Annotated in this window: 18 protein-coding genes; 5 read left to right on the top strand and 13 right to left on the bottom strand. The window is 64.8% G+C overall.

Translation table 11 applies throughout. The annotated features are described in order from the left end of the window. Window positions 1–255: 255 nt before the first annotated feature. Entirely contained in the window at window positions 256–585 is a 330-nt protein-coding gene (locus ACH438_RS45395; protein WP_397017388.1) for an ArsR/SmtB family transcription factor, read from the bottom strand. An 86-nt stretch (window positions 586–671) separates the two neighbouring features. Further along, a complete protein-coding gene (locus tag ACH438_RS45390; RefSeq protein ID WP_397017386.1) occupies window positions 672–1,043 on the bottom strand; it encodes a hypothetical protein in 372 nt (123 codons plus the stop codon). 238 nt (window positions 1,044–1,281) lie between these two features. Here ACH438_RS45390 and ACH438_RS45385 point away from each other — a divergent pair, with 238 nt between their 5' ends. Both ACH438_RS45385 and ACH438_RS45380 read left to right on the top strand, forming a co-directional pair. Then, window positions 1,282–1,959 (top strand): DUF998 domain-containing protein, encoded by a 678-nt coding sequence (locus ACH438_RS45385; RefSeq protein ID WP_397017384.1) that lies wholly within the window; start codon window positions 1,282–1,284, stop codon window positions 1,957–1,959. A gap of 373 nt (window positions 1,960–2,332) precedes the next feature. Next, on the top strand, window positions 2,333–2,845 hold the full coding sequence (locus ACH438_RS45380; RefSeq protein WP_397017382.1) for a hypothetical protein: 513 nt from the start codon (window positions 2,333–2,335) through the stop codon (window positions 2,843–2,845). Here ACH438_RS45380 and ACH438_RS45375 read toward each other — a convergent pair. From ACH438_RS45375 to ACH438_RS45365, 3 genes are all read right to left on the bottom strand, one after another. Next, window positions 2,824–3,390, bottom strand: coding sequence for a dihydrofolate reductase family protein (locus ACH438_RS45375; protein ID WP_397017380.1), 567 nt, complete (start codon window positions 3,388–3,390; stop codon window positions 2,824–2,826). The two genes, ACH438_RS45380 and ACH438_RS45375, sit on opposite strands and share 22 nt — an antisense overlap. A gap of 69 nt (window positions 3,391–3,459) precedes the next feature. After that, window positions 3,460–4,299, bottom strand: a complete 840-nt coding sequence (locus ACH438_RS45370) for an alpha/beta fold hydrolase (protein WP_397017378.1) — start codon at window positions 4,297–4,299, stop codon at window positions 3,460–3,462. Window positions 4,300–4,435: 136 nt separating this feature from the next. Then, complete coding sequence (locus ACH438_RS45365) at window positions 4,436–5,479, bottom strand: AraC family transcriptional regulator ligand-binding domain-containing protein (protein ID WP_397017376.1); 1,044 nt, start codon at window positions 5,477–5,479, stop codon at window positions 4,436–4,438. Window positions 5,480–5,681: 202 nt separating this feature from the next. Between ACH438_RS45365 and ACH438_RS45360 the strand changes: the two genes are divergently transcribed. Beyond that, the gene (locus ACH438_RS45360; RefSeq protein ID WP_397017374.1) at window positions 5,682–7,454 is read left to right on the top strand and encodes an FAD-dependent oxidoreductase; all 1,773 of its coding nucleotides are present in this window, start codon (window positions 5,682–5,684) and stop codon (window positions 7,452–7,454) included. A gap of 8 nt (window positions 7,455–7,462) precedes the next feature. On the opposite strand, the gene ACH438_RS45355 is transcribed toward ACH438_RS45360, so the two are convergent. The 6 genes from ACH438_RS45355 to ACH438_RS45330 all read right to left on the bottom strand — a co-directional run bounded on the left by ACH438_RS45355 (window position 7,463) and on the right by ACH438_RS45330 (window position 11,090). Then, entirely contained in the window at window positions 7,463–7,651 is a 189-nt protein-coding gene (locus tag ACH438_RS45355; RefSeq protein WP_397017372.1) for a hypothetical protein, read from the bottom strand. Window positions 7,652–7,718: 67 nt separating this feature from the next. Beyond that, window positions 7,719–8,711, bottom strand: coding sequence for a zinc-binding dehydrogenase (locus tag ACH438_RS45350; RefSeq protein ID WP_397017370.1), 993 nt, complete (start codon window positions 8,709–8,711; stop codon window positions 7,719–7,721). Window positions 8,712–8,722: 11 nt separating this feature from the next. Beyond that, window positions 8,723–9,145, bottom strand: coding sequence for an organic hydroperoxide resistance protein (locus ACH438_RS45345; RefSeq protein ID WP_397017368.1), 423 nt, complete (start codon window positions 9,143–9,145; stop codon window positions 8,723–8,725). Then, entirely contained in the window at window positions 9,145–9,597 is a 453-nt protein-coding gene (locus ACH438_RS45340; RefSeq protein ID WP_397017366.1) for a MarR family winged helix-turn-helix transcriptional regulator, read from the bottom strand. The genes ACH438_RS45345 and ACH438_RS45340 overlap by 1 nt, the downstream gene beginning before the upstream one ends. 57 nt (window positions 9,598–9,654) lie before the next feature. Continuing rightward, complete coding sequence (locus ACH438_RS45335; protein WP_397017364.1) at window positions 9,655–10,239, bottom strand: hypothetical protein; 585 nt, start codon at window positions 10,237–10,239, stop codon at window positions 9,655–9,657. A gap of 74 nt (window positions 10,240–10,313) precedes the next feature. Beyond that, window positions 10,314–11,090 (bottom strand): nitroreductase/quinone reductase family protein, encoded by a 777-nt coding sequence (locus tag ACH438_RS45330; RefSeq protein ID WP_397017362.1) that lies wholly within the window; start codon window positions 11,088–11,090, stop codon window positions 10,314–10,316. Window positions 11,091–11,358: 268 nt separating this feature from the next. Between ACH438_RS45330 and ACH438_RS45325 the strand changes: the two genes are divergently transcribed. Both ACH438_RS45325 and ACH438_RS45320 read left to right on the top strand, forming a co-directional pair. After that, window positions 11,359–12,933 (top strand): M1 family metallopeptidase, encoded by a 1,575-nt coding sequence (locus tag ACH438_RS45325; RefSeq protein ID WP_397017360.1) that lies wholly within the window; start codon window positions 11,359–11,361, stop codon window positions 12,931–12,933. After that, complete coding sequence (locus tag ACH438_RS45320) at window positions 12,930–13,118, top strand: hypothetical protein (protein ID WP_397017358.1); 189 nt, start codon at window positions 12,930–12,932, stop codon at window positions 13,116–13,118. The genes ACH438_RS45325 and ACH438_RS45320 overlap by 4 nt, the downstream gene beginning before the upstream one ends. A gap of 243 nt (window positions 13,119–13,361) precedes the next feature. Here ACH438_RS45320 and ACH438_RS45315 read toward each other — a convergent pair whose 3' ends face one another. Both ACH438_RS45315 and ACH438_RS45310 read right to left on the bottom strand, forming a co-directional pair. Continuing rightward, a complete protein-coding gene (locus ACH438_RS45315; RefSeq protein WP_397017356.1) occupies window positions 13,362–14,957 on the bottom strand; it encodes a hypothetical protein in 1,596 nt (531 codons plus the stop codon). 225 nt (window positions 14,958–15,182) lie between these two features. Continuing rightward, window positions 15,183–15,458: a transposase gene (locus tag ACH438_RS45310; protein WP_397017354.1), complete on the bottom strand. Its 276-nt coding sequence runs from the start codon at window positions 15,456–15,458 to the stop codon at window positions 15,183–15,185. Window positions 15,459–15,465: the final 7 nt, after the last annotated feature.

The raw sequence follows: 15,465 nt of genomic DNA, 5'->3' as shown, positions 1-15,465 counted from the left end.
AACGATCGTGTCAGCATGGCGCGACAAGACTCTGCGAGTATGGCAACTCGATCGGACACCGAATCTGCGCCGCGCCCAGAACAGGATGTTGTTCGAGCGCCAAGGCTTCAGCGGCGACAGCGATCTTGATCCGCCCCGAGGTTCGAAAATACCGATGGAACCGTCCGCTGAGGTTGGTCGCGCCAGCACTACGGCCAGAACGACTATCCGACAGAAGGCCCGCCAAACGACAATCGCGGAGGATCCCATCGTGTGTCAGGCCGACTGTCCCAGGGCTTGGGCTTGGCCTGCAACGACTCCGGTCAGGATGGCGCGAGCGACCGCCAGCAGTTCGGCGACCTGTGGTGAGGTGAGGGCGTAGGTGACCGAAAGGCCTTCGCGGTGGGCGGTGACAAGGCCGGCGCGGCGCAGGATGGAGAGCTGCTGCGAGAGGTTCGCTGCTTCTATACCGATTTCGTCGAGCATTTCCGAGACGGCGTGTTCGCGCATGCTCAGGAGTTCGAGGACCCGGATGCGGACAGGGTGGCCGAGGGTTTTGAAGAAGTCGGCCTTCATTTGATAGAGCGGCCTTTGCGTTGCCGGCATCCGGTGCCACTCCTTTTTCCTGAGCTTCGCGCCGTCGTAGAACGGTAGGGCAATCATCCTGCCGACGCGGCCTTTTCGGGAGACCCTCAGACTTCGATCTGCTCCTCGATATCCTTCAACCGGTGCCGGGCCAGGGCGAGGTTGCCGCGTTCGCGGTCGAGGGCGAGGTAGAGGAACAGGCCTCGCGATTTGCGGCCGCGCACCGGCCGGATCAGGTGGTATTGACCGCCGAGAGTGACGAGGACGTCCTCGATCTCCTCGTTCAGCCCCAGCTGCTCGATGGTGCGGAGCTTGGCGCGTACCAGTTCCGTGTTTCCCGCCGAGGCGATTTCGAGATCGAGATCTCGTGACCCGCCGAGCATCCCTAGCGGCATCCCGCTGTTGTAGTCGACGACGGCCGCACCCAGCGCACCATCGAGCAACATCATGTCTTTCAGGCTGATTGCCATATCCACCATGGCTTTTCCTCTCTCCCGCGCCTGAGGGGGCGATTCGGGTGGCCGCGACGCTACCCACGCGCGGCACGGAATGCGCCGGATTGCTGAAGAATTCCGCAAGGTATGCAATTTCCGAATTCTGCAATCAACGAGATCAGCAAACAGAAAGGGGCGGATCTCACGCTACGTCACGGGACGTAGCCACATCGTCGATTCCAAGCCGATGTCCGGCGCCCAGCTTCGGGTACACGCTGAGGCGATGAACTCCGCTGTACCCGATTCACACCATGATCGAATTGCCAAGGCCGACAGTACGATTGCGGCGGCCCTCGCCACCGAGAGGACCCGCGCACTCGCCGCCGGAGGTCTTGTCGGACCCGCACTCTTTGCATCGACCGCCCTCGCCGCAGGCCTGATCCGGTCCGGCTATTCCCCTGTGCGCCAGGCCATCAGCGATCTGGGCGTGGGGCCGCACGACTGGATGCTCGACGGATCATTGATCCTGCTCGCCCCATTACTCGCCGGATGCTGCGTGGCCCTGCGTCGCGCAATCGGCCGCCAAGCCGTCGGGTGGCTGCCACTCGCCCTGATCCTATTGCCGGGCTTCGGTTTTGCGTGGGCGGGCCTGTTCACCGAAGCGCCGTCTACAGTGGCTCTGCACTGGGTGGTCGGCATGCCCTTGATCGCCGTGGGCGCCATCCTCGGCTTCCTGCTGATCGGACTACGACTCCGCAGGATTCCGGGATGGCGCGCCTTCGGCACCTACTCCATAGCGACGGCAGCCACGGCACTGGCCATCATGCTCGTGATGTTCGGAACCTGGACCATGCACATCGGCGGCTTCACCGAACGCCTGTTCTTCACCGTCATCCTGGCCTGGTACGTCGCTGCCGCCGTGAAGATCATCCGGCTCACGCGCCGGACGAATCGAGGCTAGGCCGATCCGCACCCGGCGGGAGTCGTGGACGGCGATTCCCAGCAGAGTGGGTTGAAGCTACCGGTCGACGCAATCGGGAACAGGGCGGCAATCGCTGAAATGAAATCCATGGTGTCTGTCCGTTTTCTATCCGCCGGCGACTATCAGCCGGATGCCACAGCACAGTAGGCAACCCACCTGGAACCGTCATGCCCACAGTTCCGCTGGCGTTGTAGCTGTGGTTGTTGCGGCTGCGACTTCTCAGGAGCCGAGCACTGAAATGTCTGTGAAATCGCCGGCTGCGATCATTCGGGAGCACAAGCGATTCCGCTGCGGTGTCGGGCCATGGCATGGGCATGGTTCAGGGGGCATGCAGCGTCGGGAGGGGAATTCCATGGCGGACAATGCAACCGAGAGCCCTGGCTCTCCAGCCGCGAGCTCTGAGCCGAGGGTTGCTGCGACCTCGGCGGGCGTCTTTGCTCTGATCGCAGCGGCCGCGAATGCCTGGGCGCTGCTCGTGGTCGTGTTCTCGTTGGTGGGCGCGAACTCGACACTGCCGCAACGCCTCATCTCGGCGTCGATCTTTCTGGCACCGGCCCTGTCCGCAGTCCTGCTCTTCGTCGGCGCTGTCGCATTGTTCACCCGCCGCCGAGCCGGTCGATGGCTGATCATCATTGGCGCGGTGCCGGCGATCATATTCGCGGTCGTCGAGGCGATCTACTTCATGATGCTCATGTTCAGCGGCCATGGCGACCTCGCCAACACGTTGCTCGTGGCAGCGGTATTGGCAATCACTGCGACCGTGCAGATCCTGATTCCCCTCCTGGCACTGATACTGGCCGCCCGGCTCGGTGTCGGGCGGCCTGCTCGGTGTCGGCGGGTCGGTCAGTCGTGTTTCGCCTCGTAGCGCAGCAGGACAGTGCCGCCCGGGAAGGTGCGGTTCTCCAACAGTCGCAGCGAGATCCATGACGGCAGGCTCGGGAAGAACCGCGTGCCCCCGCCCACGATGGTGGGCGCGACCACGATCCGGAACTCATCCACCAGCCCGGCCTGCACGATCGGTGCCGCCACCGTCGCGCCGGCCACCTCCAGTTGGCCGTCGGTCTCGGCCTTCAGCTTCGCCACCACCTCGACCGGGTCGCCGCGTTCCAGGCGGGAGTTCCAGTCGACCGACTCCAGGGTGCGTGAGAACACGACCTTGGGCATGGCACGCCAGATGGGTGCGAAGTCGACGACCACGGGGCCGGCGTCGGGAGCCTTGTCGGCGGTCGGCCAGTACGCCGACATCAGTTCGTATAGCCGCCGCCCGTAGAACGACAGGGCGGTCTCCCGCTCGAAGTCGTTCCAGTACTGATGCAGTTCGTCGCTCGGAGCGGACCAGTCGATATTGCCTTGCGCGTCGGCGATGTAGCCGTCCGCCGACACGTTGAAGCCATAGATGAGTTTGCCCATACAGATCAGACTGCACCAACGGGCAAAACTCATCGCGGCGGTTCATGGCAATTCAGCAGTGCTCGCCGACTACGCCTTCGATTGCTGGGCGAGGAACTCGATGATCAGCTCGGAGGTCTCGTCCGGGTACTGATTGTGGGGGTAATGCCCGGCGCCCTCGACCATCGCGACGGTGCCGAGGCCTTTCGGCATGGCGGCCACGATGCCTTCCGCCTCGGCACGGGGCTTGCCGAAGTCGGGAACATCGCCGCCCATGATGACCAGGGCAGGGCACTTGATGTTCGGCAGCTGGGCCTCGGCGTCACTGGGCTTGGACGCGCGCGCCTTCGCGAATCCGTCTGCGCGGCCTGGATCTTCGAGCAGCGACATGATCAGCGCGACCTGCCGGTCGTGATCGGCGGGCTTGACGCCAGGATAGGCGGGACCGCGCAGATAGCTTTCCCACAGCTTCAGATTGCCGGTCATCGCGAGCCCCACGAGCAAGTTGACGCCACGCCGGTACTGGCGTCGACGCAGGTAGGACCCGAAGTCGAGCGTGGGCACCTTCGTGAAGGGGCAGATCTCGACCAGGGCGGTGATGGCTTCGGGCTCCTGGGCGGCAGCGATCGTCGCCGCGCCGCCGGAATGCGAATGCCCCACAAGGAAAGCCGGGCCACCCAGATGACGGATCACGGCCAGGATGTCTCCCGCATTGTCGGTGCGGCTGACGCTGTCCCATCCGGTACTGGACTCGCCGTGCCCGCGCATGTCGAGTGTGGCGACGCGGTAGCCGGCGGCTTCCAGTCGCGGTGCCACGAAGCGATAGGCGGCGCGGCGGTCGCCCATCCCATGGGCCAGGACCACCAGCGGGCCCTCGCCTCGCACGTCATAGGCGATCCGGCCGCCGGGGATCTCGACGAACTCGGTCATCACGATTGCTCCTCATCGCAGTGCTCTTGTACAGCGGCATGAAGCATCGCCGATCTCGAAACCGCTGCGTAAGGGGCAAACGCGCCACAACACGACACAAATCGCGCCGCGCATCCGCCGGGCCGGCGTGCTTCGATCAGCAGGCCAGAGCGTCGGGGTCGGTCCCCCCGGATTCCGCGGCGCAACTTTCCATGGCCTCGTCGGCGCGCCACCGTTTGAGCAGCCGGCGCGCGGAGCGTGGGTCGCCGTAGCCCAGCAGGGACGCCTTCTCCGGCTGCGTGAGCTGTCTTGTGGCACAGACCTTCTCGTGCCGGAGACGGCGGGCGCGATCGAGTTGCGCGCGCCAGGTCGTGTCTTCTTCGGCCAGTCGTCGCTGTAGAGTGCGCGGGCTCATCGCCAGGGTGCGCGCCACCAGTTCGAGGGTGACCGGCCCGGCTTCGAGCGCCGAGGCCAGCACGGCGGCAAGCCGGTCGGCGCAGGTCGTGGCGCGCGGAGGCAGTGCGGGCAACTCCTGGGCACAGCGATGCAGAATGGCGGCCAGTCGTGCGTCGGCGGTACGCAACGGCAGGTCCAGGTCCGCGGCCCGGAACGTCACACCATCCTGCGGTGCATCGAAATCGATTGCGTCCGTACCGAAGACCTCGACAAGGCTCGCATGGTTACGCGGCGCGGATTGACGGAAGGTGACCCGCACCGGGTCCACCCGCTCGGCGGTGACCAACCGCGTTCGGGTGAAGATCGCCGCCAGCGCGAATTGCATCGCCAATTCCCGGCCCCGGCCCTCGCCGTCGATCATCGCGACGCGAAAACTGATCTCCTGCATCGTTTCCGGCCCCGGTTCGAAGCGGAAGTTCGTGCTGATCGCCCCGATGAACGGACCACACACCGCCAATCCCGCGCCGAGCGTAGGGGCTGTGGAGAACAAGTAGTCATACAGTCCGAGCTCGCCGACCACATAGCATTCGGCGATCCGCACCGCCGCGTCCGCGATCCCGAGACCATGCTCGACCACCTCCCAGGTCCGCAGGTAACCGTGGCTGGGAATACGCGCAGTGTCGCCGACCATCGCCCATTGCGGGAGACCGGATTCCCGGACGATCCACCCCGCGGCCAACCCGGCATCGACAGCCTGCTTCATGACGAACTGGGGTAGCAGCACGCTGTCGGTGGGTTCTGCCATCGGCGTGTCCTCTTATCGAGCTATTGTTCTCGCCGTCCCGGGTCGCCATGTGCCCGAGCGCGGCGAAGGAACAGCCTGCCCAACAATACCGACCAGCCTCCCCTCTCGCGTTGCGCACGAACAAACCGGTCAGTCTTTGTTAGCGTGTGCCCGCGTCACTGCACCAGTTCGGATCGTTTGGCCCCTGAACAGAGGATCAAGCATGCCGGAGAGTGGAATCGGACGTCGCGCACTGTTGAGCACCGCACTGGCTGCGAGCGCGATAGGGGTCGCCGGCTCGCTGGCAACCACCTCCTGCGGGGCCCCGTCGGCGAACACCGAGTCCGAGCGCTCCCGCGACCGCAGCCGCGATCTGGCCAGTGAGATGCTGCAGGTCGACGCCGACGGCAACGATGTGAAACTCGCGCAGTTACGCACGCTCATCGACACCGGACTGCCGAAAACCACCGCGCCCAAACGCATCATCGTCGTGGGTGCCGGTCCGGCCGGGCTCAGCGCGGCGAATCTGCTGGTCGAGGCCGGGCATCAGGTCACCGTGCTGGAAGCCAACGGCAATCGCACCGGCGGGCGGGTCAAGACCTTCCGCGGCGTCTTCTCCGATCCCGCGCTCTACGCCGAGGCCGGTGCCATGCGACTGCCGAGCGCGCACCCGATGGTCCTGGCCCTCGCCGACAAACTCGGCGTGCGCCGACGCCAGTTCCACAATGTCGACGTACGACCCGACGCACGCTCCGCCGAGCCCGTCCCGGTGGTGTACCGATCGTTCACCGGCGCCGAGTGGTCCAACGGCCCCGCCGCGCCGGCACAGGTCTCCCCCGCGGCCGCCGGGCGCACATTGATCAAGGTCAATGGGCAGTGTGTCGATCGCGCCGGATACGCCCGCGATCCCGGTGCCGTGCATCGGGGATTCGGCGTCGCCCTGCCCGCCCAAGCGCGAATCGCCCTGAACCAGGCCATGAGTCGTACCCAGGTGTCCGCCGACCAGCCCATCGATCACCAAATCGAGGGCTGGACGGATGTTTTCAACACCTACGAAGACTTCTCGCTGCACCGCTACCTGATGCGACAAGGCTGGACGCTGCCGCAGATCGAGGCGGTCGGCACACTCGAGAACTTGACCTCGCGCCTGCACTACGGCGTCATCTCGGCCATGGTCGATCACGCCCTCATCCGCCCCGACGCCACCTACTGGGAGCTACAGGGCGGCACCGCCAGTCTCACCGACGCCCTCACCCGCAAGCTGGGTCCGGCGCTCGCTCAGGGCAAACGCATGACTCGCGTCGAACACACCGAACACGGCGTCCGGGTGTGGACCACCGCCGAAACCGGCAACGAACACACCGACGGCGCCCCGATCGACCCCATCGAATCCTTCGACGCCGACTACGCGATCATCGCAATTCCCTTGACCTCCATGCGGTTCTGCACCTTCGAACCGATGCTGTCCTACCCCAAACGCCGCGCCGTCATCGAAATGCACCACGACGCCGCCACCAAGGTCCTGCTCGAATTCCGCAACCGCTTCTGGGAACAAGGCCCCCACGGATTCCGCGGCGGCGGCTGCGTCTCCGACTCACCCAACCGATTCACCTACTTCCCCTCGCACACAGACGATTCCGACGGCGGCGTCGTACTCGCCGCCTACACCTGGTCCGACGACGCCATGCGCTGGGACTCCCTCACCGACAGCGAACGCGTCCACTTCGCCCTCGCAGGCATGCGCGACATGTTCGGCCCGGTGGTCGACACCGAATTCACCGGCATCGGCCTGTCCCAAAGCTGGCAACGCGCCCGATACGCCCTCGGCGAGGCCGTGATCCCCACCCCCGGCCAACTCCACGAACACCACGCCGCAACCAGCTCGGTGGAGGGCCGGCTCCATTTCGCCGGAGACCACACCAGCCTCAAACCAGCCTGGATCGAAGGCGCCCTGGAAAGCGGCGTCCGCGCCGCACTCGAAGTGCACCAACGTTGATCGGGAAACTAGCTCGGTTCCTCGTCGCCGTCCTCGCGGTATGCGTCGTGGGTCGGCTCAGCGTAATCGCCGCCGAGCTCCTCGCGGACGGCGTTCATGTCCTTTACCCGGTCGTGGCGTTCCGCGCGGTGAGCCGCAGCTCGTTCGGCTTCTGCCTTACGGCGTGCATCCTGCGATAGATCCTGGTGGCGTTCCATCGGGCACCTCCGGTAGTAGACGACTCCCAGTATGCGCGTGCGTCGCGGCCCCGGTCGGGTCGGCGCCCTAACCTCCCAGCGGCGCAGCCGACAACGCGATCTTGGCGTTGCGACCCGGGCGTTCACTGGCCGCGGCCGCCTCGGCCGCCTCGTCGAGGGGGTAGGTCGATTCGACGCCCAGCTTCAGCACGCCGCGCGCGGCCAAGCCGATCAGCTCGCCGATGAGGCGGCGGCGTTCGCTCGCGCCGATCTCTTCGGCGCGCTTGGAGCCCCAGAAGCCCTTCACCACAGCCTGTTTGAAGATGATCGGGCCAGGATCGAGGATCAGCGGCTGCCCCGAGAGGGCGCCGAAGGAGATGAGTTCGCCGCGTGCGCCGAGCAGCGAGAGCAGATCGCCGGCGGCGCGGCCACCGACCTGGTCGACTGCGCGAACGACAGGTGCACCACCGGTGAGCTCCGCCGCGCGCTGCTGCCAATCCGGCGATTCGATGTCGAGCGCCTGCTCGAAACCCAACGCTTGCAACGATTCAACGGCCGCCGGGCTGCGCACCAGATTGAGTACATGCACACCGCGCTCACGGGCGAGCAGGTTCACCAGGCGCCCGACCGCGCCGTTGGCGGCGTTGACGGCGATCCATTGACCCGCCTCGACCTGCAGGTCCTCGAGCAGCATCAGTGCGCTCAACGGCATGGCCAGCAGCTGGCTCGCGGTCTCGTCGGAGACCGAATCCAGTACGGGCACAACCCCGCCCGCCTTCGCCACGAAGAATTCCGCCCACGCGCCCTGCACGCCGGAGACGGTGACACGCTGGCCTATCTCGAAGCCGGTCACCTCGGGTCCGAGGGCGTCGATGCGGCCGACCGCTTCGGTGCCGGGCACCGCGGGAAGCTCCGGCCGGTAGCCGTACACGCCGCGAATGATGGCCAGGTCGTGATTGTGGATCGGCGCGAGCGCGGTGGCGATGCGCACCTCGCCAGGGCCGGGCTCGGGCAGCGGCCGCTCCCCCGCTACCAGTACGTCTTTGGGTTCGCCGAACTGTTCGATGATTACTGCACGCATGTCAGTTCTCCTCAGTCCTCGACCACGATCACGTCGACGTCGATGTTGCCTCGGGTGGCATTGGAGTACGGGCAAACCTGGTGCGCCTTGGCGGCCAGCTCCCGCGCCTCCTCCAGCGGCAGGTGCGGCAGCGACACCTCGAGGGTAACGGCCAGACCGAAGCCGCCCGCATCATTGGGGCCGATACCGACCTTCGCGCCGACCGCGGAGTCCTCGACATTCGCCTTGCTCGCGCGCGCCACACTGCGCAGCGCGGAATGGAAGCAGGCCGCGTAACCGGCGGCGAAGAGCTGTTCGGGGTTGGTGCCCACCCCGCTACCGCCCATCTCCTTCGGAATCGACAGCGTCACATCGACTTTGCCGTCGTCGGTGCGGACCTGTCCGTTGCGGCCCTCACCGGTGGCCAGGGCCTCGGCGGTGTACAGGATATTCATCAGCGATTCTCCTTCGATGGAGTGTGCGTGGTCAGCGCCGCGGTGAGGCGGTGCAAGGTTTCGCGGAGTTCGGCGAGTTCGCCGAGTTCCAGGCCGGTGATCTCGGCGGACTGCGCCGGGATCGCACAGGCGGCGGTGCGCAGTTCGCGCCCGCGATCGGTCAGCGTGATCTCGACACGACGCTCGTCGGCGGCCGAGCGTCGACGCTCGACGAATCCTGCCGCCTCGAGCCGCTTCAGCAGCGGCGAGAGCGTGCCCGAGTCCAACTCCAGCGCGGCGCAGAGGTCACCGACGGTTCGGCCGTCGCGCTGCCACAACGCCAGCAAGACCAGGTACTGCGGATAGGTGATGCCGAGCGCGTCCAACTTGGGCCGATACATGGCCGTCATCGCCCGCGACGCCGCGTAGAGCGCGAAGCACAGCTGATTTTCCAGCTCCAGCTCTTCTGTCACACACAACAAAGTAGCCCTCAATTAGATTGTGCACAATCTATCCGGGCATCTGCTACATCACACCTCGGGAGGGCCGAGGCTGATGGCGGTGAAGGCGGTGCCGGCCCGGTGCACTGCATCGGTGTAGGCGTCGGCGGACGGGTTCAGAAACCGTGAGCTGCCTGGTTCAAGCTGCGAAACGGCCAGCGTGTACTTGCTTTTCGAGCCACCCCAGAGGTGTTGACGGATTACCGCGAGCCCGCTGCCGGCATCCATGTAGTCGGCGGCTCCTCGGACGGTGGCGAGGAACCAGAGTGGGTTGCGAAAGCACTCGGCACCCACCGTGAGATTCACGATCGTGGCCAGACCCGTCTGCTCGTCGTAGTCGAAGCGAGCGGCGGACGGCATCTCAGCGACTCCCAGGATGTCGTGAAGGTGGCTGCGGTAATCGCCTTCGGACAGCCAGCGGTCGACGGAGTCGAAGTCCATCTCCCGATGCAGGGAGAAAGGCAGGCCATCCTGCCTCCCTGTCGCGTCCTTGCGCCCGCGCATGTCTGCCCAGTCCGACCAATAGGACGTGGGTCGCGCGGGTGCCGCGAGGTAGCTCTTCAGCGCCGACCGTGAGATCTGGAGTTGCGCCATCGCGGAATACGGTTCGGACATCGCGGCCTCGTCACCTCCAGCTCGACGAATTCGGTCGCACGCCAGCACAATACGCGGCGTGCGACCGTGGCTTACTATTTGTCGTCGAGTTGCAGGATCATGCTGCGCATGGTCGCGTAGCGGACCAGGTTGTCGGTGACGTCTCGGGCTGTCTGCGTGCCGATGTCGGATCCGAATGCCGCGCCGAGGGCGTCGAGGTCGTCCCAGTCGAGCATGGCGACGAGGTAGTAGGGTGCGCCGATCACGGGTGTCACGTTGTGGCTGATTGTGTATCGCCGCAGCCCGGGAAGTTGCTTGGCCAGAGGGATGTGGACCTCGCGGTAGTGGCGTTCGAATGCCTCGATATCGGAGGGTACGTCGTACATCACGACGAATCGCGCCACCGGTTGGATGTGACGCAGCACGATCATCGGAATCTGCCGGGAGGTTACCTGCTGATACTGCGATGCTGCCGGGTTGAGTCGGGCCATCAGCGCGAACAACCGGTCCCGTTCGTCGCCTTCGGTTTTGATTGCTCGGACCTGGAACGATTGCGACCCTATCTGCACTGCGGCGGTCCCTGCCGCCATCAGATTGTGGTACCAGGCCGGATTGACCGCGGCACCGGACTTGGATGCCATCACGACGTAGTCCTCGCCATCGCGTAGGTAGGTGAGCGGCGTTGTGCGGACCTGGCTGGTCTTCGCGCCGACGGTGGTGAGCAGCAGTACCGGCACGTGCTCGAACAATCCTGTCAGTCGGCCGTTGTTGGCCAGGTACTGCGCGATCAGCAGTCGATTGAACTTCTCCATGGCTATGGGGTCGGTTCGCGCCAAATGCGGTGAGATATCAGGAAGTGTGTCGCTGGACATGGGGTCGCTCCTGCCTTCATCGGGATCCATCACTGTCCCGACGTCCGGCGACCGCGCTGATCGACATCCGGCCGGAACTCGTGATCCCCACTCGCATCCCCACTTCCGGTGTCCTGGACAACGAGGCCGTCCAGTCGGCAATCTGAAACAGCTACACGCATATCGCTGAATTCGCCTGTCCTGCACGCCATTACGCGCAGGCGTGACTTCGGTATGCATTGCACGATTGTGCTCTTTTCCGACTCTTCCAGCACAGGAGTTGTGTTCCATGAAGATTGATCGCTCGGCGGATATGCGTAATCCGTCCGGAATCGCCGCGAGATCGCGGCGGCGGCCGATTGTCGTGCCCGCATTGGCTCTTGCGCTGAGTCTGACGGCGGGCGCGCCCGCGGTTGCGGCCCCCTCGACGGGCGCCGAAGGTTCGAACTCGGGCTCGGCGGCGCCGTCGCCGGGCTCGGATGGCACCGGTGACCCCTACTATCCGCAGGATGGCAATGGTGGCTATACCGCCGGTAATTATGACGTCGCCATCGACTACGACCCGGCGTCCCATAACCTGGCCGGCAAGACCACCATCACGGCGACAGCGACCCAGGATCTGTCGTCGTTCAATCTCGACTTCGCCGGTCCCCCGGTCCAATCCGTCACCGTGAATGGTCAATCCGCCACTTCTCAGCATCAAGGCGAACATGAGCTCGTCGTAACGCCTTCGGCGCCACTGGTTTCGGGGCAGCCGTTCACGGTCACGGTCGATTACTCCGGAACCGCGGCAGATACCGGCGGCAACGGCTGGACGTATACGCCGTCCGGTGGGGCATTCGCCGCCGGTGAACCGCATTCGGCGACAACGTGGTACCCGCTCAACGACACGCCGCTGAACAAGGCCACGTTCAGCCTGCACGCGACCGTGCCCACCGGTTGGGACGTGGCATCGAACGGCACCCTCACCTCCGATGTTCCTTCCGGTACCGACAAGCACACCGTCACGTGGGATGAGAAGAGCCCGATCGTCGGCTATCTGACCACCGTCGCGATCGGCAAGTTCACGCACCTGAGTCAGCAGCGTTCCGACGGAACGCCTTTGGAGAGCTTCTTCGCCAAGGGCGCGGCCGAGCAGAAGCAGGATCTGGAAAAGCAGCTCCCGGCTATCCTCGATTTCGAAGAACAGCTGTACGGACCGTATCCGTTCGAATCCGGCGGCGGTATCTACGTCGACACCGATCTGAAGTTCTCCCTCGAGACCGAGACACGGCCCATTTACGCTCCGTGGACCGACCTGAACACGGTGGTCCACGAGAATGCGCATCAGTGGTGGGGCGACTCGGTTTCGGTCAAGCAGTGGAAGGACGTCTGCCTCAACGAATGCTTCGCCAGCTACACCGCCGACATCCTGTGGCCCGAACGCACCGACAACAAGGACGCCGACCAGCTCTACCTCGACGCCCTCGCCAAAGCGGGCCAGAAAGACATCTGGTCGACTCCGCTGTACGACCCGGGCAAGGGTAAGGAATTCACCACCGTCTACACCCGCGGACCCCTGTTCCTGCACGCTCTGCGCCGCACCATCGGCGACGACACCTTCTTCACCGCCGTCCGCGATTTCGTGCAGGACCACAAGTTCGGTAACTCCTCGATCCCGGAGTTCCGCCAGTTCATCCAGTCCCGCAGCTCCGAGAACCTGGACGGATTCTTCGACGCCTGGCTCAACGGAACACAACAGCCCGCCGACGAGTACCTCTACCCCGGCAGCCTGAAGCCAGCTCTCGCCAAGAGCCAGGCCCAGGGTATGCAAGCTCCCGAGAACACGTCGAATCAGCCGTTCGGACAAGGCGATCGCAAATGACCACCGGCAATGAGGGCCCGCTCACCAGAGTCACGATCCGCTACATCCGGCGCCTGATCGAAGAGGCCGGGCTCGGGGTCTGCGAGCCGACGGCGACTCATACCGAACGAGGCGAGTTGCGGACGAAGGCGCGCGAAACCCGTTCGACTGCAATTGTTTCTGTGTTTTCCAGCAAGGCCGAATGACGGTTCCGAACGGGTTGCGAGGTAACTATCGTAGCTTTCGCGGTACTTCCAATATTCACTGCGAAAGAAGATTGCAATGCCTCTCCTCAATTTCGGTTCCGCTGCACTGGATCTGGCGAACACGGTCACCTCTCTGGCGGCCAATATCACCACCTTGCTGAAGACCTTCGGCATGCACTGATACACGGCGAACAAGAATTCGGCGAGCCGGTCCTTTCGGACCGGCTCGCCGCATATCCGGACTCAGCGATGCCGGTGGCGGGTGGGTGGCGGAATCCTCGTCATCGGAGCCGTGGCGATCGGAGCCATGCTCGTCGTCGGGACCGTGCTTGTTGTCGGAATCATCGGAACCGTCGTAATTGTCGGATCTGTGGTCGTCGTCGGATTCGTTGTCGTAGCCGGGTCCGTCGTCGTAATCGGGTCCGTCGTCGTGATATCCGTCGTGGCTGAGTCAGTAGTGATCGGGTCGGTAGTGGATGGGTCGGTGGTGGAGGGGTCGATCGGCGTCGTCGAGGTTGCCGCGCCGACGGCGGCGAAGGTGGCGGCGGTGACCACTCCGTTGTTGTCGGTGGTGAGGGTGATGGGATTCGCGAGGGCGGTCAGGGCCTGGCAGTTGAGATTCCCGAACGACTGCTGCGCGCGCACGGCCAGGAAGGTGAACAGATTCGTGGCCATGGCGGGATCCACCGACGGCGCGCCCGCGAAGAAGGCCTGGTCTTGGAAAACGCGTTGGATACCAGCCGCATTCGTGAAGACATTGGTGCAGTAGGTCGCGCCGTCGCCATTGTCGGTGCCACCGAGTGCGGCCTGGTCGACACCCTGCCGATAGAGGTTGGTCTTGTCGGGGCTGTTCGCGCCGTTGTCCAGGGTCATCGGATCGTTCAGTGGGACGAGCGCGATCGGGGCCTGCTGGTTCGCCGCGGCGGACAGTTCGTCCATCGCCAACGCTGCCGACGCTTGGCCACCACTGGATTGGTTCGGTGCGGTGAAGGGCGTGCAGCCCAGCGCCGGGTCGATGAATTCGCTCAGCAGCAGGTTGTCGCTGCCGTTGGCGAGATCGACGACCGGAGTCGTGGTGGGAGCGGGCGGTTTCCGTCGTTTCCGCGGCAGGTTCCGCAGGTCCCTGGTGTTGGTGAGTTTCGCCTGGTTGGCCGGATTGTTCTGTGCGGTCTGGCCGTTGGCGGTGGCGAGGTAGTGGGTGACGACATTGTCGCTCTGGTCCTGGTCGACGACGGAGAAGTCGCGGGTGGTCGGGCAGGGCAGCCCGTCCTTGGCGGTGCCGTTGGCCGGTACCACCAAGGTGTGGCCGGTGATTCGCCGGTTCGCGTCCTGGAAGAACGTCGCGGCATTGCAGTAGGCGAACTGACCGAAGTTCGTGCCACCCGGTAATCCGTTGACGCAGTGTGCATCCGCGAGTGCGTCCCCGTTGCCGGATGATTTCAAGGTCAGGGTGGTGCCGTTGAAGCCGAACCAGAGGGCCACCGTCGAGCCGGGTTCCACCCGGGCCGGCACGGTCTCGGCGGCGGGGCGGGTGCCCTGGTCGATGACCAGCGGGTCGTAGGTGGACAGTTTGCCGTCCCCGGACAGGATCGCCGCCTCGACGAAGGCCGACTGGCCGACATTGGCTTCATTGCAGGGCCCGGCCGCCGCGTCGGTGGCAACGAGTTGATACGGCGTCGCCAGTCCCCTGGCGGACAAGGGATCGGCGGGCACGATCAGCGTGCAATTCGGGTCCGGCACAGCGGTATCCGCGGTGGCCGGGCCCACGTCGTCGATGATCACCACCCCGACACCCACCAGTACGGAGATGGCGGACGCGGCCGCGATGGCCGCATTCACCCTGCGATCGACGCTGCTTCGGTGACTTCCAAGCAAAGCATTCTCCTCGAGACATTAGCGATCGGTGAATCTGATCGATCTACACCCGCGCCAATGCGTCGATCGCCGGGCAGCCGAAAGAAGGCGGGAAAATACCCGCCGAGTATCGGTGCCACCCGAAAATCCGGCGCCGAAATCTATTGCGGCTGCCGGAGTCTTGGTGAAATGAGAGAGCTACGCTGCCCGTTACCGGGCGACGGCGTGTGGCGACTTCTCACAAACCCCTCGTAGTCGGGATAGTTCACGTTCCAGTTCCGTTATCCGCCGGCGAGCTTCGAGGAGTTCGGTCAATCCGGTATAGGTGAGCGGGGCATGACCGCTGGCGATCAGCTCTTGGCGGCGCCAGTTGTAGATGGTCTGCTCGGCAATGCCCAGATCAGCGGAGACTCGTGCGACCGTGCGACCGGTGGAGACGAGTTCGAGTACTTTTCGGCGGATGTCTTCGGAATAGCGCTTCGGCATGAAGAAT

It is taken from the genome of Nocardia sp. NPDC020380 (assembly GCF_044386975.1).
Taxonomy (GTDB): Bacteria; Actinomycetota; Actinomycetes; order Mycobacteriales; family Mycobacteriaceae; genus Nocardia.
The sequence above is the reverse complement of the archived record's forward strand: the minus strand, read 5'-3'. Positions and strand labels throughout refer to the sequence as shown.

Bases quoted from the DNA above. Each gene is read 5' to 3' on its own strand.
- ACH438_RS45395 (WP_397017388.1), bottom strand. From the start codon at position 585: ATGCCGGCAACGCAAAGGCCGCTCTATCAAATGAAGGCCGACTTCTTC.
- ACH438_RS45325 (WP_397017360.1), top strand. From the start codon at position 11,359: ATGAAGATTGATCGCTCGGCGGATATGCGTAATCCGTCCGGAATCGCC.
- ACH438_RS45370 (WP_397017378.1), bottom strand. From the start codon at position 4,299: ATGACCGAGTTCGTCGAGATCCCCGGCGGCCGGATCGCCTATGACGTG.
- ACH438_RS45365 (WP_397017376.1), bottom strand. From the start codon at position 5,479: ATGGCAGAACCCACCGACAGCGTGCTGCTACCCCAGTTCGTCATGAAG.
- ACH438_RS45320 (WP_397017358.1), top strand. From the start codon at position 12,930: ATGACCACCGGCAATGAGGGCCCGCTCACCAGAGTCACGATCCGCTAC.
- ACH438_RS45360 (WP_397017374.1), top strand. From the start codon at position 5,682: ATGCCGGAGAGTGGAATCGGACGTCGCGCACTGTTGAGCACCGCACTG.
- ACH438_RS45375 (WP_397017380.1), bottom strand. From the start codon at position 3,390: ATGGGCAAACTCATCTATGGCTTCAACGTGTCGGCGGACGGCTACATC.
- ACH438_RS45385 (WP_397017384.1), top strand. From the start codon at position 1,282: ATGAACTCCGCTGTACCCGATTCACACCATGATCGAATTGCCAAGGCC.
- ACH438_RS45335 (WP_397017364.1), bottom strand. From the start codon at position 10,239: ATGTCCGAACCGTATTCCGCGATGGCGCAACTCCAGATCTCACGGTCG.
- ACH438_RS45355 (WP_397017372.1), bottom strand. From the start codon at position 7,651: ATGGAACGCCACCAGGATCTATCGCAGGATGCACGCCGTAAGGCAGAA.
- ACH438_RS45330 (WP_397017362.1), bottom strand. From the start codon at position 11,090: ATGTCCAGCGACACACTTCCTGATATCTCACCGCATTTGGCGCGAACC.
- ACH438_RS45310 (WP_397017354.1), bottom strand. From the start codon at position 15,458: ATGCCGAAGCGCTATTCCGAAGACATCCGCCGAAAAGTACTCGAACTC.
- ACH438_RS45390 (WP_397017386.1), bottom strand. From the start codon at position 1,043: ATGGTGGATATGGCAATCAGCCTGAAAGACATGATGTTGCTCGATGGT.
- ACH438_RS45345 (WP_397017368.1), bottom strand. From the start codon at position 9,145: ATGAATATCCTGTACACCGCCGAGGCCCTGGCCACCGGTGAGGGCCGC.
- ACH438_RS45350 (WP_397017370.1), bottom strand. From the start codon at position 8,711: ATGCGTGCAGTAATCATCGAACAGTTCGGCGAACCCAAAGACGTACTG.
- ACH438_RS45380 (WP_397017382.1), top strand. From the start codon at position 2,333: ATGGCGGACAATGCAACCGAGAGCCCTGGCTCTCCAGCCGCGAGCTCT.